The sequence below is a fragment of the Daejeonella rubra genome, assembly GCF_900103545.1.
GTDB lineage: Bacteria > Bacteroidota > Bacteroidia > Sphingobacteriales > Sphingobacteriaceae > Daejeonella > Daejeonella rubra.
Map to the genome: position 1 here is coordinate 181,470 of NZ_FNHH01000005.1, position 26,242 is coordinate 207,711.

The following is a 26,242-nucleotide window of genomic DNA, read 5'->3' on the forward strand; positions in this document are numbered from 1 at the left end:
ATTTTTAAATCTTGACAGGGATTTGTAATTGAATATTAAGTCCCCCTGTTGTGCCGGTACCAAAATTAATGTTGCCACCAATACTATTTATACGGTTTCCCGTATTTGTTAAACCGTTCTTAAAAAGTATACCTTCGGATATCCCAATTCCGTTGTCTGTATAATAAATCCTTATTTCATTAGCTTTCCGCTCAAACCTTATGGCTACTGAACTGGCCTGACTATGTTTTCTCATGTTAACCATCAGTTCCTGTAGCACCTGCTTCAGCTCATATTTCTCTTGCTCAGGCAAGTTTTCCCATACTTCATCGGTATTTCCAACAATAAGCACCTTAGTTTCTACCGAAGCAAACGAAACTAATAATTGTCTTATAATTTCCTGAAAATTTCTTTTCTTCTCTTCTTTTATCACATCATCGTATGAGATATCGCGTGAGCGTTCATACAAGATTTCCATTTCATCCAATATCTTCTCATGCTCTATCTCTTTGTTATTCTCAATTTCAGCCATGATCCGATAAATGCCATTAGCTACGACATCATGAACCTTTTTTGAGGTTTTCAGCTGTCCTTCCTGAATTGCATTTTTGGCGCTAAGTTCTAAACGTTTTTTTCGTCTTTTATACCAGAAAACAGAAAAAACACCCCCTGCTACAAGCAAAATGGTCAGTGAAATTATCCATAAATTTCTTACGGTTCGTTGGGCTTTTAGTATAAGATTATCCGCTTTATGCTTTTCTGTTTCATACCGGATCAGTGCAAATTGATTTTTAGCATTGTTCCGGGCGTTCTGAATACTGTCCTCCAATATCCGATATTGATCGAAGTATATCCTGGCATCCTGCACATCACTCAATGGTATCAACTTTTGTATGGCTTCCATGCGATCGTCAGCGCTGTTGAGATTGCTGGCAATCTGGTACATTTTCTTTGCATGAAATAATGCGCTATCGGGACGTTTCTTCTTATAATAATCGGCGAGGTGTGCATAGCTTGCGTTTTGCCCCCATAGATCTTTTTGTTCTACCCGTATGTTTAATGCTTCATTAAGTTCTTTGGCGGAATTATGATTCGGATTCTCAAGCCATTTCGTAAAAGCGTAGTTGGAAAGTACCCTGGCGTAGTTTACCGGGTTTTTCTCCTGAATTAATATGGTCTTGTAGATTGCAAGGGCAGTGCTAAAATCCTCATTTTTGCGATGTGCGTTGGCAATATTATTTTTAACAATAAGCATGTATGAGCTGTCGGCAATGAACTCAAGGCTCTTATTATAGAACTCTATAGCTTTTGAATATTGCTTTAGATTAGAACTGGCGATACCCAGATTGTTATAATTAGATAAAATATAAGGATGTTGTTCCGGATTTTTCTCATCGAAATATGAAACGGCGTTTAGGGATAGTTCCTGACCGCCAAAAAGATCACCCTGATCGGTAGCGATGATAGCCATATTGACCATACAGCCAGCTGCTTTCAGACTATCCTTTTCCTGAATAAACTGGTCCCTTGCTTTACTAAAATACAGGAAGGCAGAATCTTTTCTCCCCTCATCCCGATGCTTGTAAGCACTTTTGTAGTAAGGATTATTATTCTTTTCCGGTGAGGGTTTATTTGAGCAGGCACAGCAAAATACTATGAAAAAAAGGGGAATACTACTAAGCTTCATCAGGAAAGATTTTCACCTAATTTATACAAATAGGTTCAACATGTTTACCAGATGCAGATTTTAAATTTTTCCGGTCTAAATATTTTTTTTAAGCTTGAAATAGTAGAATTAAATAAGGGCGCCCTTAGATTTCTGTTCTAAGGACACCCTGCATATCTATGGCTGCGGAGGAGGAGGAATTTGCCCGTTTTCCCCACCGGTTTCACCAATTATGCCATCATCCAGTGTACTGTATTCTGTATTATTCCCGGAAGGTAAATCTTCATTACCAATTGTGTTGCCTGTATTACATGCCAATCCCAATAAGATTGCAATCAAAAATTCAATCATTTCTTAAAAATTAATAGGTGAATAATCTTGCAGGGCCAACCGAATCCGATCGGAAGGATTACTGCATTGAATTCAAGAGGCGCCTCTTAAAATTTGGGGAAGAAATGAGATTTGATTAGCGGGTATGCTATTTTTGCTTCCCTGGTCATTAACAGATAACCGCCTTTCTCTTCTCTTTGGAAACCCTGATTTGCATGAGCTGTTAGCGGCTTCCAGGAGTAAAATTGCGGTGAAGGGATTAAGCCATAGAATTCGATTCCGAAGATTCCGGAAATGCTGAAGGGAATTCCGGAAAAGCCTGAAAAATTCTTAAATTCAGGCTGTTTTATATTTAGAATTCCGGAAAAATGTTCTCAGATTATAAAGTTGAGGTAGTAGAATGCTATAAAAAAATGAGGGATAAGGGTAGTTTATCTCTCAATTTAATGAGTCCTACGCCGGCAAAACTGAAAAACGAATGCCTTATCGTTTTTCAATCAGGAAGAACAAAATCCGATATCGCAATCCTCCGTCAATTTTTTGGGCATAGAGAAGATGAAACAGATTATGCAAGAGCTATAAAGACTATCGAGACAGATAAGCTCAGGCCATTGGTTAATTTCCTGAAAGAACAGACCAGCGATACGGATGACAAGAATATTGAATTACTTTCCTGGCTTATTGATTTTTCTCCCCGTCCTTATAGATATGGGGTAGAAGATGCAAAGGATACTCTGGCTATTGATAAAAAGGAGGAGCAGGTTTTTGCCGAAATTTCCGACTTAAATAAACATGAAAAAAATACGATCGGGGGAGGATCAAGGTTTAGCTACCAAAAAGAGTCAATTTTGGGACCTCCAATAATTAGTTCTAATACTGATTCGCCTGTTACACATTGGTATCAGAAAAAAAGGAATGTACTTTCTGGTCTTGCTTTGGTTGTTTTTGCATTGTTACTATCTTTCAATAACTATCTTAAACCAAAAACTTTATTTGGGACTAAAGGAAAGGAAAGTTCCTGCATGTACTGGGCATCCGACCATTATGTGAGTGCAAACTGCGATGAGAAAGTGCCGAACGTTAACATCATTGCATTAGACAGCTCTGAACTCAATCATTTTAAAAAGATAACCCGGCCAGATACCTTAATTCTGGCCGATATCAATAAGGTCTGGTATTCTAAAATCAATAAGGTAGTCGAGTTCTATACTGCTCCCGGCCACCATCCTGAGCATCCTGATAAGCAATTAAAACCATTGTCGAAATACATGTTTTTGAAATATGTGGTAAAGGCAAGAGATGGGGCAAAATAGAGGATTGTACAGTTTAATCAGATATTACCTGTATCATGTGATTAGGGACCTTAAAAAGAGAGATGGATATGTTCCCCTTGGTTAGTAGTAGAATCCTGAGGCCCGTTCCGTTTTTAACGCAGTGTTCTGTAGATTATTCAATTCAAAAGGGTTTTCAGGTTAGTTTACAATACAAGCTCATCATAGCTTAAATGTTTTATCTAAATATTCACCTTATACTTCGTACTGCGGCCACCTCCTTCACCAGATGGTATTATAGCTCCCATAGCCAATAGATCCTGCAGATCCCGGGTAGCTGTTGCTTTTGAAACTTTGGTTAAAGAACTATATTTACCAGCATTTATTCCGCCTTCGAATCCTTCTGGTCCTTCTTCAAGCATTCTCCTGATCACTTTGATCTGCCGTTCAGAAAGCTGATCCCGGTAATGGTCAAAAAACTTAGCCTTTTTCAATACAAAATCAATCTGTCGTTCCGCGTCTGTTTGCGCGGTGATAACTATGTCAAGAAACCAGGTGATCCACTCCGTTATCTCATTTGAACGCTGGGCGGTTTGCAGCGTCTCATAGTAGGCAGCCTTGTTTGCTTCAATCGCTTTAGATAGCGCGAGTAAAACAGGTCTGCCAATGCCCTGGGAGATTGCCTTTTCTGCAAGCGCCCGGCCGATCCTGCCATTCCCATCTTCAAAGGGGTGGATTGTTTCAAAGTACAGGTGAGCAATAGCTGAACGTATGGGGGCCTGAATGATCGGTGCTTTTCCTCCGGGGGCTGTTTCATTGAACCAGGTGATAAACCTTTCCATCTCTTTCGGTACACGGTCAGAAGGTGGGGCTTCGAAATGAATTTTTTCCTTTCCGTAAGTTCCTGAAACAACCTGCATAGGCTCAGGAGAATTTCTCCATTGACCCGTCTTAATCCTGCTGTCAGAACCCAATAGCATATGGTGCCATGAAAATAATGTTCCCTGGTTCAGAGGGGACAAAAATGTATTACGGACATCTACCATTAATTGTCCGATACCATTTGCCCTTCTATCCGGCACCGGATCAGGATTTTCATTTAAGCCTAAGCCATTTCTGATCGAAGACATCACATCCTTCCGACTCAGATACTCCCCTTCAATCTCCGAGGTTTTGATGGCTTCGGCAAGCATCGTGTCAATAATTGCAGATAACTGAGTGTCATCCGGAAGTGCCTTTAAAGCACCACTCACGGCCCCGATCTTTTCCGAAAACAGGTACATGCTCTCTTCTATTTTTGTAAGATCGTATCTGAAATCAGGCCAGTTTTCTTGTTGCCAGTTATAGGTCATGAGCCGATTATTAATTTATTCGGCTCAAATATAATGAAAATATGAGCCGATTACACTATTTATTCGGCTCATACAAAATATGATAGCTTCGGAACAAGTGATTTAGGTAATTATTAACGTAAAAAAATTATAGCGCCATAATTCAATAAAGAGCAAATTACTATAAAGTTCTTCGGGAACCCATATTGAGAAATTGATATTAACAAATACATTTGCTTAGTATTGCAATAAAAAACCCATGAAATCCTCGCTGATCCTGATCGTATTTTTATTCATTAGCAATGTCATTTGTGCGCAAATAATTGCTGAAGGAATGGTAAAGGAATCAGGTTCCGGGAAAGCCATCTCTTATGCTAATATTGGAGTGATCGGGAAAAATATTGGTACGGTAACGAATGATGCAGGAAAATTCAAACTCACGATTCCTAAAGCCAATGCACGAGATACTGTACGGGTTTCTATGTTGGGCTATTCTCCGCAACTTTTTTCGGTTTCCGACTTTATTAAAGAGATTGCTGATAAAGAGATTGTGATGCAAGCATCTTCATTCCTTTTACCAGATGTGATTGTCTCAAACAGAGCACTTAAGGAAAATGTTTTAGGAAATACCACCGAATCGCAAAGTATAACTGCCGGTTTTACCACAAATAAGCTGGGCAATGAAGTTGGAATTATTATCAAAATTAAAAGGGCACCCACATTCATAAAATCATTTACTGCATCTGTGGTTTCAAATGATAATAAACCGGTTAAACTAAGGCTGAATTTTTATAGCCTAAAAGATGGGCTTCCCGACAAGCTTATTCAGGATAAGAACATCATCGTAAATGCCCCGGTGCAGAATGGAAAGTTATTTGTCGATTTGAGGTCCTATAATATCGTTGCTGAGGACGACTTTTTTGTAAGTCTTGAATGGATTGAAAGTGCATCAGGTACTACAATATTTTCCGGAAGCTTCATCAAAGGATCACTCATTGCTCGTCAAACAAGTCAGGGCTCCTGGGAAAAAGTTGGGATGTTCGGTATCGGCTTCACGGTAAAAGCTGCCTACTAAAAAAAATTATCCTGTATCTCCCCTAATAAAATCATTAGTCTATATGCCTGAGTCAAAATCCTGCCGGGGTGTGAAAGTGGACGTTTTGGAGGTCGATATGGGTCAGCAAATCGGATTTCGCGTCTTTCTTTTGTTTTGCAAATACATTCACAGATCAACAAATGCTTGCAAAAAGAAAAAATGGACTGGCTGAGGCACGATATGTTTGCTTCTCCACCCGGACTGATTACTGATTACTGAATACTTCCTCTTTCTCAGCCCGAACTACTATCTTAGCCCCAAAATATCTACTATGAAATTTCTAATTATCTGTATTGCCGTCTTAACCCTCAGCTGTTCTGCTACTAAGCCACGAACCAGCTCGCTGGCGAATTCTGCAAATCCCATTAAAACCGGTGCTGAACTTACAGAAGAATATGTGCCTTACCTGAAGGGGAAGCGTGTGGCTATTCTTGCCAACCCGACCTCTATAATCGGTAAAACTCATTTGGTCGACAGCCTAAAGAGTTTGGGTATCAATATAGTTAAAGTGTTTGGCCCGGAGCATGGTTTCCGCGGTAACGCAAGTGCAGGAGTACATGTAGCGGATGAGATTGATGCTAAATCCGGCATCCCTGTTATTTCCTTATACGGTAAAAAGAATAAGCCTTCGAAAGAGGACATGGCTGATGTCGACGTAATGGTATATGACCTGCAGGATGTAGGCGTACGTTTTTATACTAATATCAACGCGCTGAGCCGTTTAATGGAGGCCTGTCATGAAAATGGCAAGGAACTCCTTATCCTGGACCGACCCAATCCTAATGGCTACCTGGTGGATGGCGCTGTGCTTGACATGAAGTATAAATCAGGTATCGGCATGTTCCCTATACCTATGTCGCATGGCTTAACAGTAGCTGAATTCGCACAAATGGCGAATGGCCAGGGATGGTTAAAAGGTGGAGTAAAATGTAAGCTCAGAATCGTCAAAGTTGCCAATTACAACCATGATATGCCTTACACCTTGCCTGTCAGTCCTTCGCCTAATTTGAATACCCAGCAGGCGGTAATGCTGTATCCTTCTACATGTATGTTTGAAGGAACTTACATTAATCTCGGCCGCGGTACTTATTTCCCGTTTACCGTACTCGGCAGCCCGGAGCTAAAGGGCAAGTATGAGTTCAACTTTACACCAACTGGTATAAAAGGCATGGCAGAAACGCCGCTTTTCATGAACCAGGTTAGCTACGGACTCGACCTGCGCAACTACGATGTTGAGCAATTGAGAAAGAAGAAGCAGATAAACCTCCAATGGATAATGGAATTGTATAAGGCACATCCTTATAAAGAAAAATTCTTTGACTCCAAACTGAGCAAACAGATGAATAATATTGAAATACAGATCGGCTCCGGCCTTTTCAGGCAGCAGATCATAGATGGTAAATCTGAAGCGGAAATTCGCGCAAGCTGGGAGCCGGGGCTGTCTCAATATAAAGAGATGAGAAAGAAATATTTGCTATATAATTAGGATTGGTACGTTTGCATTTCAGCCCAGGCTGATAGCCGATAACTGATTACCGATCTACCGTAAAGGCACCTATTTGTTATAAGCATTTAAGCAAACGATCCTCAGCCATATCCTCTTAGCGATAAGATTTCGCTATAATCAATTCGGGCTCTTCAAACTCCAATAGAGAATTTAACTAAAACAAAAGTGTCTTATCAATTTTAGCAGAATTTTGTAAGAAGTATATCAGAAAAGCCAACATACAAAGGTGTACTATTAAATATATATTCCCATAAACTTCCGAAATCCCTTTTGGAAACAATTCCCTAAAACAGTATTTTCGGGTTGTCTTAGTCAAGTCTTATGTTCAAAATAAAATTATACTGCACAATATTCCTTTTATCCATTCTCTGCGCTTGCGGAAGCGGAGAAAACAAAAAAGCAGAAGGTGAATCTGCCGATAGCTTGAAGGTTAAGAATTTAACTTCAAAGAAAAATATTCTCATCTTTGGTGATAGCCTGACCGCCGGACTTGGAGTTGAACCCGAGGAGGCATTCCCGGCGATCATTGGGAACAAGATCGATTCCCTGAAACTTCCTTATCAGGTAATCAATGCAGGGCTGAGTGGTGAGACTTCTGCTGCCGGAAAAGCCCGCATCGACTGGCTTTTAAAGGAAAAGGTCGACATTTTTGTTCTTGAATTGGGAGCCAATGATGGTTTAAGAGGTATCCCGGTCAGCGAAACAAGAAAAAACCTTCAAAGTATCATCGATCAGGTGAAAGCAAAATATCCGGAAGCGAAACTTGTTATGACCGGTATGGAGGTTCCTCCGAATATGGGAAGTAAATATGCCTCTGAATTTCGTGTTATATTCCCGGAGCTTGCAAAGAAAAACAATATGACTCTGGTTCCTTTCTTGCTTGATAAGGTTGGAGGGGTACCTGAACTTAATCAGCAGGATGGAATTCACCCTACACCGGAAGGACATAAAATAGTTGCAGAAAATGTATGGCAGGTATTAAAAGACATAATTTAAGAAAGCCTTAAAAAGGAAAAACCCGGATCTCTCCGGGCCTTTAACCAATCAACTTTACTTTTAGGCCCTGTACAAACTCCTCATAAATGTTCAGGGCATTACCTCAATTAACCAATTCAATAATAAGACGTCAAACTTTAGCTTTGGTTACAGAAAAAGAAAAATTTGATCATAAATTTTCTGGATCTCATTTTGAGGATAATTGGACAGCAGGATGAATTGAAAGACCCGAATCTCTTCGGGCCCTAAAAAGAAAATCTTTAATTCTTAATCCGACTTTGTTCGTCTTCCAGGCCAGTTGAACGGCGACGCTCCGGTTTAATTTCACTCTTCCCAAATCGATAGGAAAAACTAATCCGGCCAATCCGGGTTTCATTTTTCTGAAAAAGATTGTATTTTAATCCCGTATAGGCACTTGTTATGGTTTGATCCCGGGTATCAAATACATCACTCAGGGCAAGTTTTATATTAGCCCGCTTTTTAAGCAACGACTTACTGATGCCCAGATCAATTCCGTATTGTGAACTCAGTTTTAAAGTTCCATATTCAAAGGGCGACCTGTAATCTGCAATTAGTTCAGCACTTAAAGTACTGGTTATTATGAATTTATGCTGCGAATTAAGCTGCAGAGCCACTTTTCCGCTGTTCAGCTCCTGCCCTCTGAGGTTCGGTGATCTAAATCCAAGATAATATAACTGAATATTATTGCTGCTGCTCCACCACTTGCTTAATGTAACAGGTGCAGTTAGATTTACCCCATAATGGATCTGCTTATCAAGGTTCTCATTGGTCTGAAACAATGCTTTTTTAGCAGTATCGGGAAGCAGAACCTCGGTGATCACATCTCTGGTCAAACTGTAATTGAGCGTTAAATTATAGGTCTTTTTATAGTTATAACTCAATTCATAGTTATTGGTGTACTGTGGATTTAGAAATGGATTACCCTGATTATAGGTGTACTGATCCAGAAAATAAATGAATGGGTTTAGCGCATCGTAACTCGGGCGATCGATACGCCGGCTGTAGGATAATCCCATATCATGGTTCTTTGAAAGTGTCTGATTAATAAAGACACTCGGAAAAATATCTATATAAGAACGTTCTACCAGTTTTGAGGTAGTTATTGAATTCCCCTTTGAATTTGTTTGCTCTGCCCTCAAACCAAGCTGAACAGTGGTTGACTTGAATTGCTTATTCAGATTGGTATAGGCTGCGTTCACGTTTTCATCATAAACGAACTGATTACTTCTCCGGACATCATTTTCCCAGTTATTGGTTTTGAACTCTTCAAATCTGAAATCATTATCCGTTTTAACAATACTGCTCTTCAAGCCGGCTTCAAATTTCATTGTCTTATTTAAGGGCATAGAATAATCAATTTTGAGTGCCTTAATATTGATCAGAGCCGGAGTACTGTTCTTTATTAATGACGGAGCTCTGTCAGGTCCAATATAATTGACAAAATGATTATCATACAAGGTTCTTTCATTCGCATTGAAGCGAGAATAGTCAAGGTCAACTGAAAGCTCCTTACCGGAAGTATCCAGAACTGATTTATAATTCAGATTATAAGCCATATTTCTATACTGGCTTCTACCATCATTGATAGCGATTACGGATGAATCGGCCTGGCTGAATGATCGCCCGATAAATGTGGTATTATTGTACAACTCAGTTCCTGAATTACTGTATCCATTCATCAAAAATCCAAGGGTGTTGCTCTTATTCAGGAAAATGTCCAGCCCTGCTTTAAAATTATTGCTATCGTTCTTCCTGAAAGAATTTCCCTGCTGCCCGAAATATGTTTTGGTAATTGAATTGCTAACCTCCCTGTTGATGATCATATTCTGAGCACGATCTGTGCTGGAGAAATTATAGTTCCCAAAAAGATTGATATCCTTATTTCTGTGATTCAATGTCAGGCCAGCATTCGAACGATAATTATCACCATAGCCGGCACCTGCGGTCAATGTTCCATTTGTACCAACACTATTGCTCTTCTTCGTTTTGATATTGATGATTCCCGAATTACCTGCCGCATCATATTTTGCAGATGGATTGGTGATCAGCTCAATGGTTTCGATCTGGGAGCTTGGCATATTTCTAAGCAGATTAGCTACATCTGCATTGCTCATATAGGTTTGCTTCCCATCGATCATGACCAAAACACCCTGCTTACCCTGCATGGCGATGTTGTCATTCTGGTCGACAGTTACACCCGGAGCTCTCTGAAGCACCTCCAATGCGGTAGAACCTGCTGACACACTGCTATTCTCAACATTCACAACCAGCCTGTCAACTTTACGTTCTATAAAAGGCTTTACGGCTCTTACTGTTACTTCGCCAAGCATTTTATTATCCTTTTTTAATATAAAATCTGGAAAATTCATCACCGGACTGGACTCATTCAGGCTAAATATTTTGGTCCCGGTTTTCTGAAAACCGACCATACTTGCAAAAAGGATATAATCTCCTGCCGGAAGTTCCTGAAGGATAAATTTTCCATCCAGTCCGCTAACAGCAGTGCGGATCAGGGAGGAATCCCGAGCATTCAACAGACTGATCGTAGCAAAATCAAGGATCTTCTTTTCCTCATCCAGGATTGTACCACTGACTTTTGACCCGGGAAGTTTAACCTGCGCCTGAATGATGCTCGTTAGAAGAAAAAAACATAAAAAAGTAACTGTTAGAGCTGTGTATCGTATTTTCATTTATCTCATTTTTTATAAACCGGGCAAAACATTCCATTGAGCCATAAACATAGCCCTTGCTTCAAAGCAGGAAATTCATTGCTTATTTATTTTGTTTGTAACCTGTATTCGCAAATAAGACGATAGCCAAATAAATTGGTTACACAAAACTGAAAAAAAGTGAGTTTCGCACATTAAGCATGCAATGGGTTGTTTAGGAAAATAAACACCAGGAATGTGTTTGCGAGCCTGCCTGCCGTTATACAGAAAGTCACGACGATTAATCTAATTCCTGAAAACACTACCCTGATTAACAGATTTCTCCACGCGCCAAAGTATATTTAAGCTGGATAATATCCATCGCGTGTTCAAAATGACGGTGTTATAAGCGGTTGGTGAATAACCCCAAGCATAGGAAAATTCATTAAGATCTTATCAGTTCTGCAGGAAAGGAAATCGTAAATGTTGTTCCTTGTGAGATATCAGAATCCACCGAAATACTGATATGATGATAATCAGCAATACTTTTTACTATAGAAAGCCCAAGGCCGTATCCGGCACCGTCTTCCGACTTATTGGCTTTCTTGAAACGGTTGAAAATTGTGCCGATATCTTCCTCAGGGATACCTATGCCGCTATCGATCAGATCAACATCATAGGAACCATCAGGATTAATACGATCAGCAATATGAATAAATCCCGACGGTTTATTATACCTGATCGCATTGTTCACTAGGTTGTATATCATCTGAAAAAGAAGATCACGGTTAATATTTTCAAGGATCACTTCACTTGAGATATCGATCTTCAGGCTAATATCTCTTTCGTTAAACCTGTGGCTGATCTCATCCATCACATCAGCAAATAACTCAGCTGCAGATACTGATTCTTTTTTACTGAACTGTTCATTTTCAATTCTGGAGATCAATAACAATGAATGGACGATGCGTTTCAGGCGGTTCAGGGTTTTTTGCATCCCGATCAGGCGTTCCTGTACAAAGTCAGAAACTTCAGGTTCACCCATCAGGTTTTCGATCTTATTTTGTAAGATCCCGATTGGAGTCATCAACTCATGAGAAGCATTGGCTGTAAACTCTCTTTCTTTCTCAAATGCCTCATGGATCTGCTCCATCAGGCTGATCAATGAATCATCCAGAAACCTGAAATCAGTAGTTGTGGTTTTGATAGGAACGGAATTCTCATTAAAAGGGAATCTCTTGTTGCTTATTTTGGTCCGGATGATCCGGTCCAGAGGTCTGAGCAGGAAACGGGTATAGAACAAGTCTATGATCAGGGTTAGGAGAATTAATCCAAGTAGAACATAGGTTGCAATACGCTGCAGCGGACGTTTATACTGATCGATTGTTTCAATAGTTTTCCCAACCTCCATCAGGTAGGTACCATTCTCTGTTATAAATGAATGAGTTAAAACCCTGTAATTAAGCGTGTCCTGCTCTATTATTCGCTCATCGGTATAGATGGTATCCAGAACAAAACCCTTTTCTACAGGCTCAAGTGAGATATATTCCTCCTTAAGCATGGTATAACTACCATAACTTTCTTCCCCCTGCAGATAAGTTTCAACGCCATTACGGGCTACTACCTCCAGAACTTTTTTCTGCTGCTGCTGAAGATAATAATCAGTATAGTTTCGGGCAATTCCCTCTATCAGATAGGGTAAGGTAAGTACAAACAGCAAAACTATAGCAAGCTTCGATAAGGTTATGAATAAAGTAAGCTTGCTGATTAATTTCAAACTATTTCCTGATTTTATATCCTACACCTCTTACCGTTTCAAGCCATTCTACCTGTCCGAAGGCACCAAGCTTTTTACGGATATTCTTAATATGAACATCGATATAATTCGAGTCGTAATCATCATCAGCAAATGTTCCCCATATATGCTCACTTAACTGCATCCTGGTCAGTACCCTGTTCTTATGTAAAAGCAGATAGCTAAGTAAGTCAAATTCCTTTCTCGTCAGGTCAATCTCGTTCGACTGATGGCTAACAACCCTTTTTTGAAGATCAATAATGAATTCTCCCAATGGAATTTCCTGGGTATTTAAATTAAATTTTCTTCTGGAGATCGCCTGCATCCTCGACTGAAGTTCAAGCAATGAAAATGGTTTGGGGAGATAATCATCGGCACCAAGATCTAGTCCGACGATACGGTCTTCAATATTTCCACGGGCAGTCAGAATGATATAAGCCGCATCAGGATTTAGTTTTTTAGCCTCCTGAAGCACTTTTAATCCATCCAGATCAGGTAATCCCAGGTCAAGTAAAACAAAATCATAAGGGTTTACTCCAAGCATTTCGAGTCCCTTACGTGCTGTATGAGCCATATCGCATATATAAAATGCCTTTTTCAGGAACGCCTCAACTTCATAAGCCAGCGTTTTCTCATCTTCGATCAGGAGTACTTTCAAATCAAAATTGGTAATAGAAACTTAAATTAAAAAATGAACGTGGTTTTTGCTTTGTTTCAGAAACATTTCTACCTAAAGTTGAAACTTGCCAGCCAGTTTCGATCAGGTAATTGCTACGGTTATACCCCAGCAGAAAATTCATGTTGTATGAGATCATATCGAAGCTGCTTGCATTTCTGGTTATGGTATAGTTTTGTTCCCTGTTTATAGGGTACGGATCAATGGGCATTGGATATCCAAATCTGTCGCGCCTGACAATATATTCCTCCAGATAATGCAGCGTACCACCAACAAGCTCAAGTCCTGGTTCGAAAGAGATAAAATCCTTATCAGAAAACAAGCTTCCAAGATTTAGGGCTTTTGATGCACTGAATGACATGAATAAATCACGCTGAGTACCGAAAGCATAATAGGTGCTTAAACCGGTCTTTAAAAAATTCAGATCGTAGGCAAGTGAAGCGCTTAGTGTATTTTCATTTGCGGCACCCAAAAGGGGAGAATTCTTCGCAAAAATAGAACGGCTGTATCCAACAGAACCACTGAAATTTTTAGTCAAGTCTGCTTCAAATCCGACCGAAAGATCAAGTTCAGAAATAGCAGAACCTCCTGCATTGATCAATTTATAAGAGCCTGCTGAAAAATAAAAACCGTTTTTTAACCTTAAAGCAGCATTTGTAAGAATATAGGGAAGTTTTTGCTCTGCCGTTTGACCATAGTAGTTGGCATTATTGCCATATATTCCTGCAAGGGTAAGTGTTGTTCTTTTAGCTTCGGCATCTATAGAATCACGCTGGGCAAAAGCATTACCTGCTAAAAGCAAACCAGTCGCCAGTAAAATACACCCTCTTTTCATATAAAATCAATAAGGCCTTTAAAAATGAATTCCTCCAAATCCCTTCTTGGGAATTCTCATTGGTGGTCTTCTTATTGGTATGCGGTCAGTTACTGCCTGTGGCTTCAATTTGGGTATTGAGCGTGGTACTTGTTTAATTCCTGATTTTTGACGAATCCGTTGATTTTCGCCATTTATTTCCTGTACGCGTCTGATATCATCCGGCCTGTTTTCTCCGGGTCTGTTCTCCCCTTGCCTGATATCACCAACAGGACGATCCTGTTCTTTCTTGTCTCCTCCTCTTCTTACTGGAATAGAATCCATAAAAACCGATGAGATCTCCTCTAAACTTATCTTTATGAGGGGTTTATCATAAATTTCCTTATCCCCGGCATATAGCATAGCCGGAAGTATGCCAAGAATGGCAAACAGGAAGATTGTACGACAAACACTTATTAATTTCATTTTGTGTAAAAATAATGAAAGTTTGCCTCTTTTGAGACAAACGATCATTCTTATATATAAAGGTAATATATGATAGAAGCCTTACAAATTCCGGGCACCGATATTTATACGGTTATTGATCCCGATATTCGGACGGCTGAGTTTCGAACCTGCACCTGAATTAGGTCTGACGCCGGTTCTTACACCACCGCCCATCCCTGCTCCACGTGTTTTTCCAGAAGTACTGCATCCTTCTTTTCCTTTCATACGATCAGTTTTTCCTCCCCTGGATTTTACAGGAGCCTGAGAACCATCGGTAGCAACAGTACTTACAGCAGTACCATTAGATTCTGTTCCGGTTCTGGCCATGGTTCTAACTTTAGTACCATGTTCAGGGCTAATTTGTGAGTAAGCAGAAACTGTGAATAATAAAGCTGCGGCTAATAAAAGTTGTTTTTTCATGTCCCATATTTTAGGTAAATGCGATAATCTATATTCAAAGATTGCCATCGAACATGAAGCGCAGATGAATTTTTGAAATTATTTTTAATAAAAAAGCCCGGCCACCTTTTTTAGTCAGGAGTAACCGGGCTGGATTGGATAAAACAAATTTTATCTGAGAGAATTGATATAAGCAGCTATTTTCAAGCCGTCTTCTTTTTTAACCTGAGGCATAGGCGGCATAGGTGTTGGATACTCCGGCCAGTTTTCAGGCTGTGGGTTATGGATCAGCTGAAGAATTTTTTCCGGACTATATTTTCGTTTTGCAATATCCTTAAATGCTGGTCCAACCAACTTTCTATCAGGGTTATGACATGATAAACAGGTATAAGATGCTAACATCCCTTTTACATCGTTATAAGTAGGTGCCTTTTCTGCTTGCGCAGGCACTTGAGCTACCTGCTTTGCAGGTGCTGCAACCGCTGCCTTCTTTATACCGCCAACTGCTGCGGGAGCCTGTGCTATCACAATAGCAGAGTTTTTAGTACTTACTTCTGTCATTGATAGTTTAGCTCCTTCGGGAATATTATTCAGCGTATAATAGGCTGTAGAATGTACCAATGAATAGAAATTATCCCGTTCACGGATACCATCAAGCTTAATAGTATGGATATAATATCTGCGAAGATTATCTACAATGATCCTAGCTTTAAGTCCATCTGCAGATAGTTTAACTCCCTTGATAGTAAGATTTTCGTTATTAACCGGCGGACTACCATAAACAGGATGATATTTATAGATATAACTTTCCACTGCATAAGATGCCAGATCTTCAGCAGATTTCGGATCAACAGGCTGAGTAAATTCAATTTCAAATCCATCAGGCATTGCTCTGACAGCTTTCATCTCAAAAGGTGTTTTATTATTCCAAACCAAGCGTTGCAGGCCTTCATTTGCCTCTCCGGCAGAACCCCATCCCCGGTTTGTTTCGCCAATAAATAGTGAACTGTCGCGCGCCCATGACATTCTCAGAACTCCTGAACGGAATCCTGACCGGAACATAAAGGATGCTCCCTGATATTCCCCATTGACCTTCTCCATGAATACCCTTGACAGGATGCTCATTCCCTGATCACCTACCAGAGTTTGACCTTCAAAGGGACCGAAATAACCTTTAGGGATAGTAATTGGCTCTGAATTAGATATACCTAAAATTCCATAGGGCAGCCAAACAGCAGGTAGTCGCAATTCAGGAAACTCTTTTTTCATGTCAAAAAGTGTTTTGAAATTCTCATTCACCACATTTTCAGGTTTAATATACCGGCCCTTATCATTCTTCACCTTCCGCGGATCAATCTTCGAATTAAACTGGGCTTCTGTTAATTTAACCGGAGAGTTTGGCATTCCGCTCCAGGCCAAACCTGCAGGATGTCCCATAAAATCGCCTTTTTCTATCTTCCACAAAGCACCGGAACCCATCCAATCGCCCTGATTATCCGTATAGAACAATTCATTATTTAAAAATCCAAGTCCGGCGGGAGAACGCATTCCTGTTGCCCAAGGCTCCATTTTTCCATCCTCAGTAATACGCATGGCCCAGCCTCTCCATGGCACACGACTTTCACCGCGCCACCATTCCTCATTACCAAAAGCAACATTACCGGTTACAAAAAATGAGCCGTCAGGGGCGATCTTCGGTCCGAAACTATATTCATGATAATGACCTGAAAGCGGCCATGAGTAGATCGTTTCATACACATCGGCCTTTCCATCCATATTGGTATCCACCAGTTTGGTCAGCTCACCACGCTGTGCGCAATAAAAAGCACCATCTTTATAGGCTAATCCGAGAATTTCATGCAAACCGGATGCGAATTTTCTAAAATAAGGCCTGCTGCTTGTCGGATTCTCAACAATAAAAACATCTCCCCGACGGGTAGAGATTCCGAGATCACCATTAGGCAGATTTACCAGACCACCTACTTCAAGTATGATTCCTTCAGGAGTGGCAACCTTCATGATCTTAAAGAAATCTTCTTCCTTAGGCGTTTCCTGTGCAAAAGCAGAAATACCGCTAAACACAAATGCGGCTAAAAGGACTGTTTTATATAGTTTATTGATATTTTTCATGTCCTGAATTAGAATAAAATTGAATAGCTTATTGACTTAACGATAGGAATGATCAGTTCCTTTCGACCATTCTGATCACGTATAATGGGCTTTGCGCCACCTGCATCATCCAGACGAAGATAATAGGATTGATTATCGATCAGATACATTCCATCCGCAGTTTGAATGATACTTTCAGCCTCAGCCAAGCGGAAATACAGATCATTCACATGGTCAGTGATTGTAATTTTACGACTAATTCCCCTTCCCAAATCCAATACCTTTACCTGATCGTTTACAGATGTTCCATAGGTTAAATAACGGAATGAAGGAATCCCTTTTTCGTCTACCACATATCCCTTTGGTCTGTATCCTGTTCCGGCTGTATCACTGATCCAGACAGACTGTACGTTAGAAAGACGGGCTATTGCCTGCAAAGGTTTACCCAGGCGCTGAACCATACCCAAAGGCCTTGATGAACCATCTCCCCGATCATGCCACATTGGTGTAGCATTCAAAAAGCCTCCCCTCCATAACTGAACAAGCATAGCATTATCCATATCATAGGTATAATGAACCTTTTCCGGGCTTCCCACAGAAACGGCATGCACTACACGCGGCGAACCTGGAAGATCCATAAAACTTCTAAGTATAATATTATCAGAAGCATCGATCAGAATCGGGTCAACTGCATTGCCATTTGTTGTAGATCTTTCAACTGGCCGCGGACTATCATATTTGGTGATCTTAATATTCCTGAAGGCTACGGCTCCATGGTCTCCCTGCAAACGAAGCGGGCCTGTTGCCGCTTCAGTATTACTAACTGATCCTCGTGTTGGTCCCGAAAGTTCAACGTTATCATGTATGATCACACTGTTCAGTTCGATCCTTAACATGACCGCATTGGCGATCTTTCTGCCGGATCCATCAAAACGGGGGGCCTTAAAGGAAATTTTCAATTTCTGCCATAAACCCGGTGCCCGGCTGGCATTTTGCCTTGGCGCATAACCTGAATAACCTTTCTGGCCATCGGGCTTACTGTCGTCCCAGCGTTCATAAATTCCGCCGTTATTTCCTGATCTTGGATTGGGTGAACCCCAGGTATCTTCCAGTTGTATTTCATAACGTCCCTGAAGATATATACCTGAATTAGATCCTGAAGCCATCAGATATTCAAGCTCCAGATCAATATCGCCATACTCGGCAAGGGTATAAAGATCCTCCCCTTTGTTCCTTTTATCAGGAAAATTAACAAGGATTCCAGAACCATTTGCAAGGGTAAAGATATTGGTTTTGCTAATATCTGCCTGAACTGAACCGGCTATCTGCCAGCTTTTTGAAGGAGCTTTGAATGCTGAAAAATCATTCAGGGGCACCTGAGATACGATTTGCGCATACCCTGATCCTGCAGTACAGATTATCAGGAATGCATAAATGGATTTAAAAATTGTAGATGAAACTTTAAAGGTTGATTTCATTTTCTTCTGCTAATTAACCTGTGAAGATAATAATGAAATCTTAATATCAAATGTTATTAGCAGATTGTTGAATTTGAAAACCTTTTCTGAGACTGATCACTTTCTTTGAGGCTTTGCCAGATTTTCCTTCACTCTGAATTTTACTATTCTGATAATCAGATCATAAGGCAATTCCTCATCGATAGGGAATCTTATCGTTCCTTTGGATAATTCATAAGCTGATAACTCATCATAAAATGTCAATATTCCGGATGGTCCCGGATAAAAGCCAATATGATTTTTATAAGCTGCAAAATGGACCAAATTGCCATTGAGCCTGAATGTTGGCATCTGATAATTGATCATCTCAATGGAATCGGGAGCAGCTGAATTGATCACCGTTCTCAGTTTTTGGAGAGTCTTTTGAACGTTCGATGGAAATAGAGCAATATATTCATCAATGTCTTTCGGTATCAATGTTTTTGCTTTCATAAGGACTTATTTTAAGACCAATTCCTGATGCTTAATTATAGATCTATACCTGGTCCGGGATCAATTCTGATCTCCTGTGTTTCTATTGCAAATGCCTTTTTCACAGGACGGATTGGTTCATCATGAGTATCACTCAAAACTTTTACAAAACAACCCCCGTAGTAAAAGATCATAGCCGAATAGAATACAAATAGCATGATCAACACCATTGAACCGGAGGCACCATAAATAGTACTGATATTACTTCTGATTAAGAGATAGCCCAGTATCCACTTTCCAAGTGTAAACAGAATTGCTGTAAAGAAACCGCCACCCAGGCAAATATTCCATCTAGGTCTTCCTGCTGTTAGAAAACGGAATAAAAAAGCTAACCAGATAGTGACCGCAACAACAAATACGATCTCATTGATCAGGCGATTAAAAAACCAGCCACCACCGCCCCAAACCTCATCAATATAATCACCCATGATGGCCTGAAAACTCTCAATGACAAGACCGGCCAGGAATAGAAAACCGGCCAGGAAAATTACGATCAATGACCTTAAACGGTATTTAAGCCGGAAGCCGATACCGGGTTTAGGCATTATTCTGATATCCCAGATCTGACCCAATGAATTTTTGATCACATCAAAGAGTGTTGTTGCAACAAACATAAGAAAGATGAATCCCAGAACGGTAACATACCAGCTATGACTAAGTCCGCTTACAGCCTCCAGCACACCCTCAACCTGACGAGCGCTGTTGGTACCTAAAATATGCCCCAAACGATCGATAAGGTCAGAACTGAGTTCGTTAGGATCTACCGCAAACCGAAAGAACTGGGTAAAAATGATCAGAATTGGCGGTAAGGCAAAGGTGGCAAAAAAGGCAGTGGCTGCTCCCATTCTCAGAGGATCATTCAGTTTTAACAAGGTAAATGAACTTCTCATCATTGAAAACAATGCACTGAGTCGATAAACCAGATTATTAGACTTTTCTATCTTTTGTAGCAAGGGCAAAAATTTTGTGTTTTTATATGTATTGTCAATGAGTTGAACTTAGTACTCCCTGACATTTATTTTTGTATCATCTTCAAAAGTAACTCAGGTTCATTTGTAGTAATGAAATCAATTTTCTGATCAAGAAATGATTGCAGCAATGCGGGATTGTTAACCGTCCATGCATTGATGGTTAAACCTTTTTGTTTTGCTTGCGCGATCCAATCAGGATTTTTCTGATAAACACTCTGGTTATAATCCAGTCCCCACAATTTATCTGCTGCCAGCACTTCGGGCGATTTATCACCATTCAGATAAGCAACCCTTGCATGCGGGTCCAGGCGCATGAGCTCCATACAGATAGTATAGTCAAAACTGATATAGTCTATCCATGCCTGTGCCTTCAAATTTTTAACCGTAGCCATCACCTTTTTAGTAAGCTGAAGAGCACGTTCCTTGTTTATCGTTGGTTTGATCTCAAGAATAAGTTTTGTGTTATTTTGTGTCATACCTGCTCTCAGATAGGATTCCAGGGAAGGCATATTTTCTCCGCTTGGCAGTTTTAATGCCAGTAATTTTGCTGAAGGGCTTGTATGAATAGTTTGACCCTGTATCGTAGGATCATGATTAATAACCAATACCGAATCAGCAGTCATATGGACATCAAACTCAGAACCCTGGCATCCCAAACGGATGGCATGCTGTAATGCGGCAATAGAATTTTCAGTTGCTCCAGTGTTTTTCCATGCTCCGCGATGTGCAACTACCCTGTTCCTGATAAACTCATCTTTCACCAGTCGGAATGTTTGTTCAAAACTCCCCGACTTAGTTTTAGCCGTGATGGTCAGGTCATACCATTTAACATCCGACTTAATGCTTCCTTTACGGATCGATAACTTATTTGCTTTCAGTCTGAACAAACCTGAATTCTCACCACTAAGTTTAAATTTAGCTTCCGCTCCAGGTAAACTAAGTATCCCGATCTGATTGTTTTCCTGGGAAAAAGTATGATTACTTAAGACAGGCTGAGCAATTGTGGTGTAAGATAACATACTAAGGAGTATGAACATTGAGCAGAATTTAATGGAATTTGACATAGGGGCCTTTAAGGGGGGGGTTAGTTTATACGCTATTGGGCTGAAGATATAAAAATGACAGTATCATCTTTTTAATTTTTTAAACTAAAATAGCTTTTATTAAATAAGATCTGTTCAAACGATTCTTCAAATCTATTTATACTGACAGATATTCCAAAGATAATTCAGCTGTCAGGGGTAAATTAGAATCATATTTGATCCAAATTCAGGATTTATTGTGAAAAAGGTATAATTTGGCATGAAATCAGCGTTAAGCTATTCATGAAAAAATATATTCTAATTTGCAGTCTTGCCCTACTAGCTTCAAGCTGCGGAATATCCCGAAAAATAGATGTACTGGAAAAATGCAATTACAGCATAAAATCTGCGGATAGTGTGTATCTGGCAGGAAAAGACATCAGCAAGCTCGTTAAGAACAAAACGTTTGAGTTGAGTAGTGTACCCGGACTAGCTTTGGCCTTGTTCAGAAAAAATATTCCATTAAGTGCCAATGTGAAACTAAGCATCAATAACCCCACATCTAAAACTGCTGCAATCAATCAGTTTGACTATATCATACTTATAAAGGGCCAGGAACTTGCTGCAGGATCTGTGGATAGAAAAATCAGTGTAGAGTCTGGTGCCACAACCATTGTTCCGGTACAGATCAATTCCAATATCTATTCATTTTTATCGAATGGAAAAACTATGGAGGAACTAGTGGCATTTATGGGTGGTGCAGAAAGCGGACCCGGAGAGAAGAAAGGTTTGGTAACTATTAAGATCCGACCAAGCTTTATGGTTGGTAATAAATTGATAAAATACCCCGGTTACATCAGCATTGACAAAGAACTAAGCAGTAAAATACTTTTTTAATGATGATTCGGGGTTTCCAATAGGAATACCTGTAGCAGATAAACTGCACAGAAACAACAATCTGGCATCCGGGACTAAGATTAATTCTGTCTGTCATAAACCTTAATTTTCTTATCTTTCGACCCAGAATCAGAAATCTAATTATAGAATGAAATTTTTTAAAGTCCTTATAGTACTGCTTTTTATCAGCCATTTAAGTTTTGCTCAAAGCGTGGTAAGCCTTATGAACCGTGCAGACCAGTTTTTCGAAACAATGAACCAGGGTAAATTTGATGAAGCGCATGGTTTTTTTGATGAAAGTGTAAAAGCCCAGATCTCTGTGGATGAACTCAAACTTTTCTGGCTAAGGCTGGAAAATAGTCTGGGAACCTACGAATCTGTGGATGGAGCAAAAAGTTCTGTTCAGGGAGAATATTATCAGGTGATACTTACCTGCGGTTTCACAAAAGGTTCTCAACCATTCACCTTTATGTTTAATAAGGCTGAAAAATTGGTAGGATTTTTCATATCTCCTAAAGCTACTGAAGCCGAATATGCATTACCTGCTTATGCAGATACAACCCTCTACACTGAAAAGGAAATAAAAATTAAGTTCGCTGAAGGAGAGATGGCGGGGATTTTTACAAGTCCTAAGAAAGTTTCAAACTTTCCGGTTGTTATAATGGTGCATGGATCAGGACCATCTGATATGGATGAAACTGTTGGTTCAAATAAACCATTTAAAGATCTGGCTGCTGGATTAGCAGCAAAAGGAATAGGTAGTATCCGTTATGTAAAACGGACGATGGTATATCCGAATTCTTTCAATAAGGCATTTACTGTTAAGGAGGAGGTATTAGATGACGCTCTTGCAGCGATCACACTCGCAAGTACACTTCCGGGGGTAAACAAAAGCCAGATCTATCTTTTCGGACACAGCCTTGGTGGAATGCTGGCACCGAGAATCGCAAGTCTTGCAGCCAGCCTGAATGGTATTATCCTGGCTGCTGCTCCGGCAAGGAAATTTGCAGATCTTATCACAGAACAAAATGAATACCTGTATAAGGCATCAGGCGATACAACAAGGGCTGGAAAACAACAGTTCGTTGAATCTTCTATTGACATTGATAAATCCAGATTATTAAAACTGGGCGCTATTGCACCTGATTCAATCATCCTTGGAGCTCCGGCATCCTACTGGATAGATCTCAACAACCATGACCAGGTAGGCACAGCAAAAAAGATCAAAAACCGCATTCTTATAGTACAGGGAGCTAAGGATTTCCAGGTTTCCGTACAGGATTTCAATATCTGGAGAACCGCATTGGCTTCAAACACGAATGCCTCATTTAAATTATATCCTGATCTTAATCACCTCTTATCCCCCCAAAAAGAAAAAGGTAATGGTACTCAATATCGCTTACCGGCAAATGTTGATATTAACCTGATCAATGATCTTGCGATTTGGATAAAAGGGAAATAAAGCGGTATTCCTTAAATAACAAAAGCTCCGGCAATATTTGACGGAGCTTTTGTTTTAAAAACGAATCTATAAAATTAACTATTCCATGGGCCGGTGATCGCCAGTGTTAGTCCCGGCGACTGAATATTGACAAATAGAGTCTTGCCTGAAGGTGAGAAGACCGGACCTGCAAATTCTGATTTTGGATACCCGACATTTTTTGCGATCACATAAGTCTTCCCCTCGGGAGTAATTCCAATAATTCTTGCATCCGATTTATCCTCACAGATGATTACATCGCCCCATGGAGCTATGGTGAGGTTATCGCAACTTTGAAATGTGTCTATATCATTGGATTCAAGGAACAATTCCAATTTTCCGGGTGATTCGCGTTCACGTTCCTGGCCTTCATATTTACTTGGAATGTATTTGAAAATTTGTCCGTAACTTTTGTGTCCTCCGTTTGTACATGCAAAAAACAGCTCATTCTTTCCATACCAGATTCCCTCTCCCCGTGCAAAACGGGCAGCACCATTTTTATAGCCTCTTAATCGCAGATCATCATCCGGTGCTTCTACATTATCAAGATCAATCCAATGAACATCAAAGCTTTTCTTCTGCGGAAATTTATCAGTATCCAATTTCTCCCAATTCCTGGTATCTGCACTTGCCCATTCAGTAATGACCATACATTGTAATTTGCCCCCTTTATGAAGATCGGCGAACTTATTCGGCAGGTAACGATAAAAAAGACTATCGCCACTATCCTCAGTTTGGTAAACTATTCCTTCAGTCGGATGAACAGCAACAGCTTCATGGACAAAACGGCCCATGGGTTTGATTGGAATAGGTGCGGTTAAGCCAACCTTATCCGAAGCAAAGATTTCGAAATTATAGCCATGATCCTGTTCAAGGTTACCCTTTTCTCCACCTTTCACCAGCGTGCTTTCCTCGCAGGTAATCCAGGAATTCCATGTAGTTATACCTCCTGCACAATTTCTAACTGTTCCGATAAGACTTAAATATTCGAGCTCTACTTTCTGCAATTTTTCATCATATACCATGGTGCTTGTCCCGCCATAACACAAACTCTCAGTATTACCGAAGTCATAAATATTTTTTCTATCGACTTTATTCAGCAGTTCATTATTTTTTCCGAATGGCCCGTTTGCAATTGCCCCGGGTGAGAGTTCATGATTTCTGATTAGAATGGTTTTATTATTTTTCCACTTAAATACACCCATCCCGTCAAATGCTCCAGGGACAGAAAATCCATCGTTCATTAGATCCCCCTTCCGGGATATCACTTTTGCAGTAAAACCATTGGGCAAGCTCAAAATATCGTCCTGCCGGTGTGTCAACGGCCCATAATTGCGCAGAAAATTGCCTTCTTCAATAAACCCTAATGCTGCCGCATTGGCAGCAAACTGGCTCAAACCCAGAAAGCCAAGGCTTACCAAGCCTGAATTTCTGATAAAATCTCTTCTGTTATTATTCATTTAAATAAATTTAAACTTAATTTCTAATATAATAGTGTATATAAATTCGAATGTAATCAGTAAAATAGAACTTGATGTTAGGGGTATATTATTTAATAAAGAATCCACGCTCCATGGCCACCTTTTATAGGCGGTAAGTCTATCAAAAAGAATAATAAGGAACGTTTAAATACATATTTCACGGGATTTTCATTAAACCCTAAGCGAATTAAAAAAACTATTATCAGTTGCTAATCAGTAGATTGCCTAGAATTACTTGTAGAATACAATTGATTAAAAATACTTGTTTTGAGAGCAAATAGAATAAAAGAATATTTAATCAAGATTATAGGTCCAAAAGAGGATTTTCCCCTTGAGGCTCGTATTTTTCATACGATATGTGTCATTTCATTTCTCATTCTGACAGTAAGTATGCCGCTTAATATCTCGTATGGTTTGAATGAACTCGCTATTTTGATGGGCATTCTGCAAGCGGTGGTTATGTTGTTATATTATCTTTCCCGTGTACTTAAAAGGTTAAAGCTCAGCATTATACTTTTCGGATTGGCTGCAAATGGACTTTTCGTGACAAATTTTTATTATAACTCCGGTATCAATGGCCCGGGTTTAATGTTATTCCTGCTCTGTATTTTCCTGATAACTATAATAGTTCCGAAAAATCAATACCCTTTTTGGCTGCTGCTAAACATTTCGGAAGTGATGATTCTGTTGTTCTTATCATACCATAACCCCTCCCTGATCGATAATCGATATCCAAATCTTTTACTGCAGTATGCCGATATCGGATCGACCTATATTCTTTCCGCTTTACTCATTTTTGCGGCTACAAATTACATTCGAAAAAGCTATAACTGGGAGAAGATTGTCGCAGAAGAAAAAGCAGAGGAGCTGAAAATATCCAATGAAACCAAGAACAAGCTCTTATCAATTCTTGCCCACGACCTGAGAGCTCCGCTCGGATCAATTCAAAATTACCTGGAGTTCCTTTCGGAGTTAGATCTGGATGAGAAGCAAAAACAAAGTATCACCTCCAGCCTATTGAGTGAAACAAAGAACACTCAGCAAATGCTCAGTAACCTTCTGTCATGGAGCAAATCTCAGATGGAAGGAGTTACAGTGAACCTGCAGGAAATTAACCTGAAAGAGGCGCTGATGCCTGCGATTCGCGCACAGCAAACAAGGGCAGAAGAAAAATCTATTCATCTTGAGTAGGCACATTTTAAAAAATCAAAATATAGGAATGACATTTTGTGCATGTGTTTTATCTTGCATTAAGAAGCAGACTAACTACATAACCTGG

At 39.9% G+C, this 26,242-nt stretch carries 22 protein-coding genes; 7 read left to right on the top strand and 15 right to left on the bottom strand.

What is annotated here, in order from left to right; genetic code table 11:
* Positions 1–4 precede the first annotated feature (4 nt).
* Together BLR27_RS05585 and BLR27_RS18480 are read right to left on the bottom strand one after the other, a co-directional pair.
* A complete protein-coding gene (locus tag BLR27_RS05585) occupies positions 5–1,666 on the bottom strand; it encodes a tetratricopeptide repeat-containing sensor histidine kinase (RefSeq protein WP_090701576.1) in 1,662 nt (553 codons plus the stop codon).
* A 156-nt stretch (positions 1,667–1,822) separates the two neighbouring features.
* Complete coding sequence (locus BLR27_RS18480; protein WP_176767616.1) at positions 1,823–1,996, bottom strand: hypothetical protein; 174 nt, start codon at positions 1,994–1,996, stop codon at positions 1,823–1,825.
* A gap of 347 nt (positions 1,997–2,343) precedes the next feature.
* Between BLR27_RS18480 and BLR27_RS05590 the strand changes: the two genes are divergently transcribed.
* A complete protein-coding gene (locus BLR27_RS05590) occupies positions 2,344–3,288 on the top strand; it encodes a hypothetical protein (RefSeq protein WP_090701581.1) in 945 nt (314 codons plus the stop codon).
* Positions 3,289–3,488: 200 nt separating this feature from the next.
* On the opposite strand, the gene BLR27_RS05595 is transcribed toward BLR27_RS05590, so the two are convergent.
* Entirely contained in the window at positions 3,489–4,598 is a 1,110-nt protein-coding gene (locus BLR27_RS05595) for a Fic family protein (protein WP_090701584.1), read from the bottom strand.
* A gap of 238 nt (positions 4,599–4,836) precedes the next feature.
* Here BLR27_RS05595 and BLR27_RS05600 point away from each other — a divergent pair, with 238 nt between their 5' ends.
* The 3 genes from BLR27_RS05600 (at position 4,837) to BLR27_RS05610 (ending at position 8,176) form a co-directional block, all read left to right on the top strand.
* Positions 4,837–5,652 (top strand): carboxypeptidase-like regulatory domain-containing protein, encoded by an 816-nt coding sequence (locus BLR27_RS05600; protein WP_090701588.1) that lies wholly within the window; start codon positions 4,837–4,839, stop codon positions 5,650–5,652.
* Positions 5,653–5,944: 292 nt separating this feature from the next.
* On the top strand, positions 5,945–7,159 hold the full coding sequence (locus BLR27_RS05605) for an exo-beta-N-acetylmuramidase NamZ family protein (RefSeq protein WP_090701592.1): 1,215 nt from the start codon (positions 5,945–5,947) through the stop codon (positions 7,157–7,159).
* 342 nt (positions 7,160–7,501) lie between these two features.
* Positions 7,502–8,176: an arylesterase gene (locus BLR27_RS05610; RefSeq protein WP_090701597.1), complete on the top strand. Its 675-nt coding sequence runs from the start codon at positions 7,502–7,504 to the stop codon at positions 8,174–8,176.
* A 260-nt stretch (positions 8,177–8,436) separates the two neighbouring features.
* On the opposite strand, the gene BLR27_RS05615 is transcribed toward BLR27_RS05610, so the two are convergent.
* From BLR27_RS05615 to BLR27_RS05665, 11 genes are all read right to left on the bottom strand, one after another.
* The gene (locus BLR27_RS05615; RefSeq protein WP_090701599.1) at positions 8,437–10,887 is read right to left on the bottom strand and encodes a TonB-dependent receptor domain-containing protein; all 2,451 of its coding nucleotides are present in this window, start codon (positions 10,885–10,887) and stop codon (positions 8,437–8,439) included.
* Positions 10,888–11,290: 403 nt separating this feature from the next.
* On the bottom strand, positions 11,291–12,622 hold the full coding sequence (locus BLR27_RS05620; protein ID WP_090701602.1) for a sensor histidine kinase: 1,332 nt from the start codon (positions 12,620–12,622) through the stop codon (positions 11,291–11,293).
* A 1-nt stretch (position 12,623) separates the two neighbouring features.
* On the bottom strand, positions 12,624–13,298 hold the full coding sequence (locus BLR27_RS05625) for a response regulator transcription factor (RefSeq protein WP_090701605.1): 675 nt from the start codon (positions 13,296–13,298) through the stop codon (positions 12,624–12,626).
* Between the two features lies 1 nt (position 13,299).
* Positions 13,300–14,151 carry a hypothetical protein gene (locus BLR27_RS05630; RefSeq protein ID WP_090701607.1) on the bottom strand — a complete coding sequence of 284 codons (852 nt, stop codon included), beginning with the start codon at positions 14,149–14,151 and terminating at the stop codon, positions 13,300–13,302.
* Between the two features lie 18 nt (positions 14,152–14,169).
* The gene (locus BLR27_RS05635; protein ID WP_143007704.1) at positions 14,170–14,595 is read right to left on the bottom strand and encodes a hypothetical protein; all 426 of its coding nucleotides are present in this window, start codon (positions 14,593–14,595) and stop codon (positions 14,170–14,172) included.
* An 81-nt stretch (positions 14,596–14,676) separates the two neighbouring features.
* Positions 14,677–15,036: a hypothetical protein gene (locus BLR27_RS05640; RefSeq protein ID WP_090701613.1), complete on the bottom strand. Its 360-nt coding sequence runs from the start codon at positions 15,034–15,036 to the stop codon at positions 14,677–14,679.
* 150 nt (positions 15,037–15,186) lie between these two features.
* Positions 15,187–17,145, bottom strand: a complete 1,959-nt coding sequence (locus BLR27_RS05645; protein ID WP_245704444.1) for a c-type cytochrome — start codon at positions 17,143–17,145, stop codon at positions 15,187–15,189.
* 8 nt (positions 17,146–17,153) lie between these two features.
* Complete coding sequence (locus BLR27_RS05650) at positions 17,154–18,602, bottom strand: 3-keto-disaccharide hydrolase (protein ID WP_090701617.1); 1,449 nt, start codon at positions 18,600–18,602, stop codon at positions 17,154–17,156.
* Positions 18,603–18,698: 96 nt separating this feature from the next.
* Positions 18,699–19,073, bottom strand: a complete 375-nt coding sequence (locus BLR27_RS05655) for an iron chaperone (RefSeq protein ID WP_090701621.1) — start codon at positions 19,071–19,073, stop codon at positions 18,699–18,701.
* Positions 19,074–19,108: 35 nt separating this feature from the next.
* A complete protein-coding gene (locus BLR27_RS05660) occupies positions 19,109–20,065 on the bottom strand; it encodes a YihY/virulence factor BrkB family protein (protein WP_245704446.1) in 957 nt (318 codons plus the stop codon).
* 62 nt (positions 20,066–20,127) lie between these two features.
* The gene (locus BLR27_RS05665) at positions 20,128–21,120 is read right to left on the bottom strand and encodes a glycerophosphodiester phosphodiesterase (RefSeq protein ID WP_245704447.1); all 993 of its coding nucleotides are present in this window, start codon (positions 21,118–21,120) and stop codon (positions 20,128–20,130) included.
* Between the two features lie 288 nt (positions 21,121–21,408).
* Here BLR27_RS05665 and BLR27_RS05670 point away from each other — a divergent pair, with 288 nt between their 5' ends.
* Together BLR27_RS05670 and BLR27_RS05675 are read left to right on the top strand one after the other, a co-directional pair.
* A complete protein-coding gene (locus tag BLR27_RS05670) occupies positions 21,409–22,002 on the top strand; it encodes an LEA type 2 family protein (protein ID WP_090701631.1) in 594 nt (197 codons plus the stop codon).
* A 148-nt stretch (positions 22,003–22,150) separates the two neighbouring features.
* Entirely contained in the window at positions 22,151–23,464 is a 1,314-nt protein-coding gene (locus tag BLR27_RS05675; RefSeq protein ID WP_090701635.1) for an alpha/beta hydrolase, read from the top strand.
* A 74-nt stretch (positions 23,465–23,538) separates the two neighbouring features.
* Here BLR27_RS05675 and BLR27_RS05680 read toward each other — a convergent pair whose 3' ends face one another.
* Positions 23,539–24,942: an alkaline phosphatase PhoX gene (locus BLR27_RS05680; protein ID WP_090701638.1), complete on the bottom strand. Its 1,404-nt coding sequence runs from the start codon at positions 24,940–24,942 to the stop codon at positions 23,539–23,541.
* A gap of 288 nt (positions 24,943–25,230) precedes the next feature.
* Between BLR27_RS05680 and BLR27_RS05685 the strand changes: the two genes are divergently transcribed.
* Positions 25,231–26,154: a sensor histidine kinase gene (locus BLR27_RS05685; RefSeq protein WP_143007705.1), complete on the top strand. Its 924-nt coding sequence runs from the start codon at positions 25,231–25,233 to the stop codon at positions 26,152–26,154.
* Positions 26,155–26,242 lie beyond the last annotated feature (88 nt).

What these genes read in the sequence shown, in the direction of transcription:
- BLR27_RS05640 (WP_090701613.1), bottom strand. Translation starts at nt 15,036, where the DNA reads ATGAAAAAACAACTTTTATTAGCCGCAGCTTTATTATTCACAGTTTCT.
- BLR27_RS05665 (WP_245704447.1), bottom strand. Translation starts at nt 21,120, where the DNA reads ATGTTCATACTCCTTAGTATGTTATCTTACACCACAATTGCTCAGCCT.
- BLR27_RS05630 (WP_090701607.1), bottom strand. Translation starts at nt 14,151, where the DNA reads ATGAAAAGAGGGTGTATTTTACTGGCGACTGGTTTGCTTTTAGCAGGT.
- BLR27_RS05585 (WP_090701576.1), bottom strand. Translation starts at nt 1,666, where the DNA reads ATGAAGCTTAGTAGTATTCCCCTTTTTTTCATAGTATTTTGCTGTGCC.
- BLR27_RS05680 (WP_090701638.1), bottom strand. Translation starts at nt 24,942, where the DNA reads ATGAATAATAACAGAAGAGATTTTATCAGAAATTCAGGCTTGGTAAGC.
- BLR27_RS05650 (WP_090701617.1), bottom strand. Translation starts at nt 18,602, where the DNA reads ATGAAATCAACCTTTAAAGTTTCATCTACAATTTTTAAATCCATTTAT.
- BLR27_RS05645 (WP_245704444.1), bottom strand. Translation starts at nt 17,145, where the DNA reads ATGAAAAATATCAATAAACTATATAAAACAGTCCTTTTAGCCGCATTT.
- BLR27_RS05590 (WP_090701581.1), top strand. Translation starts at nt 2,344, where the DNA reads ATGTTCTCAGATTATAAAGTTGAGGTAGTAGAATGCTATAAAAAAATG.
- BLR27_RS05600 (WP_090701588.1), top strand. Translation starts at nt 4,837, where the DNA reads ATGAAATCCTCGCTGATCCTGATCGTATTTTTATTCATTAGCAATGTC.
- BLR27_RS05635 (WP_143007704.1), bottom strand. Translation starts at nt 14,595, where the DNA reads ATGAAATTAATAAGTGTTTGTCGTACAATCTTCCTGTTTGCCATTCTT.
- BLR27_RS05595 (WP_090701584.1), bottom strand. Translation starts at nt 4,598, where the DNA reads ATGACCTATAACTGGCAACAAGAAAACTGGCCTGATTTCAGATACGAT.
- BLR27_RS05615 (WP_090701599.1), bottom strand. Translation starts at nt 10,887, where the DNA reads ATGAAAATACGATACACAGCTCTAACAGTTACTTTTTTATGTTTTTTT.
- BLR27_RS05670 (WP_090701631.1), top strand. Translation starts at nt 21,409, where the DNA reads ATGAAAAAATATATTCTAATTTGCAGTCTTGCCCTACTAGCTTCAAGC.
- BLR27_RS18480 (WP_176767616.1), bottom strand. Translation starts at nt 1,996, where the DNA reads ATGATTGAATTTTTGATTGCAATCTTATTGGGATTGGCATGTAATACA.
- BLR27_RS05655 (WP_090701621.1), bottom strand. Translation starts at nt 19,073, where the DNA reads ATGAAAGCAAAAACATTGATACCGAAAGACATTGATGAATATATTGCT.
- BLR27_RS05605 (WP_090701592.1), top strand. Translation starts at nt 5,945, where the DNA reads ATGAAATTTCTAATTATCTGTATTGCCGTCTTAACCCTCAGCTGTTCT.
- BLR27_RS05675 (WP_090701635.1), top strand. Translation starts at nt 22,151, where the DNA reads ATGAAATTTTTTAAAGTCCTTATAGTACTGCTTTTTATCAGCCATTTA.
- BLR27_RS05610 (WP_090701597.1), top strand. Translation starts at nt 7,502, where the DNA reads ATGTTCAAAATAAAATTATACTGCACAATATTCCTTTTATCCATTCTC.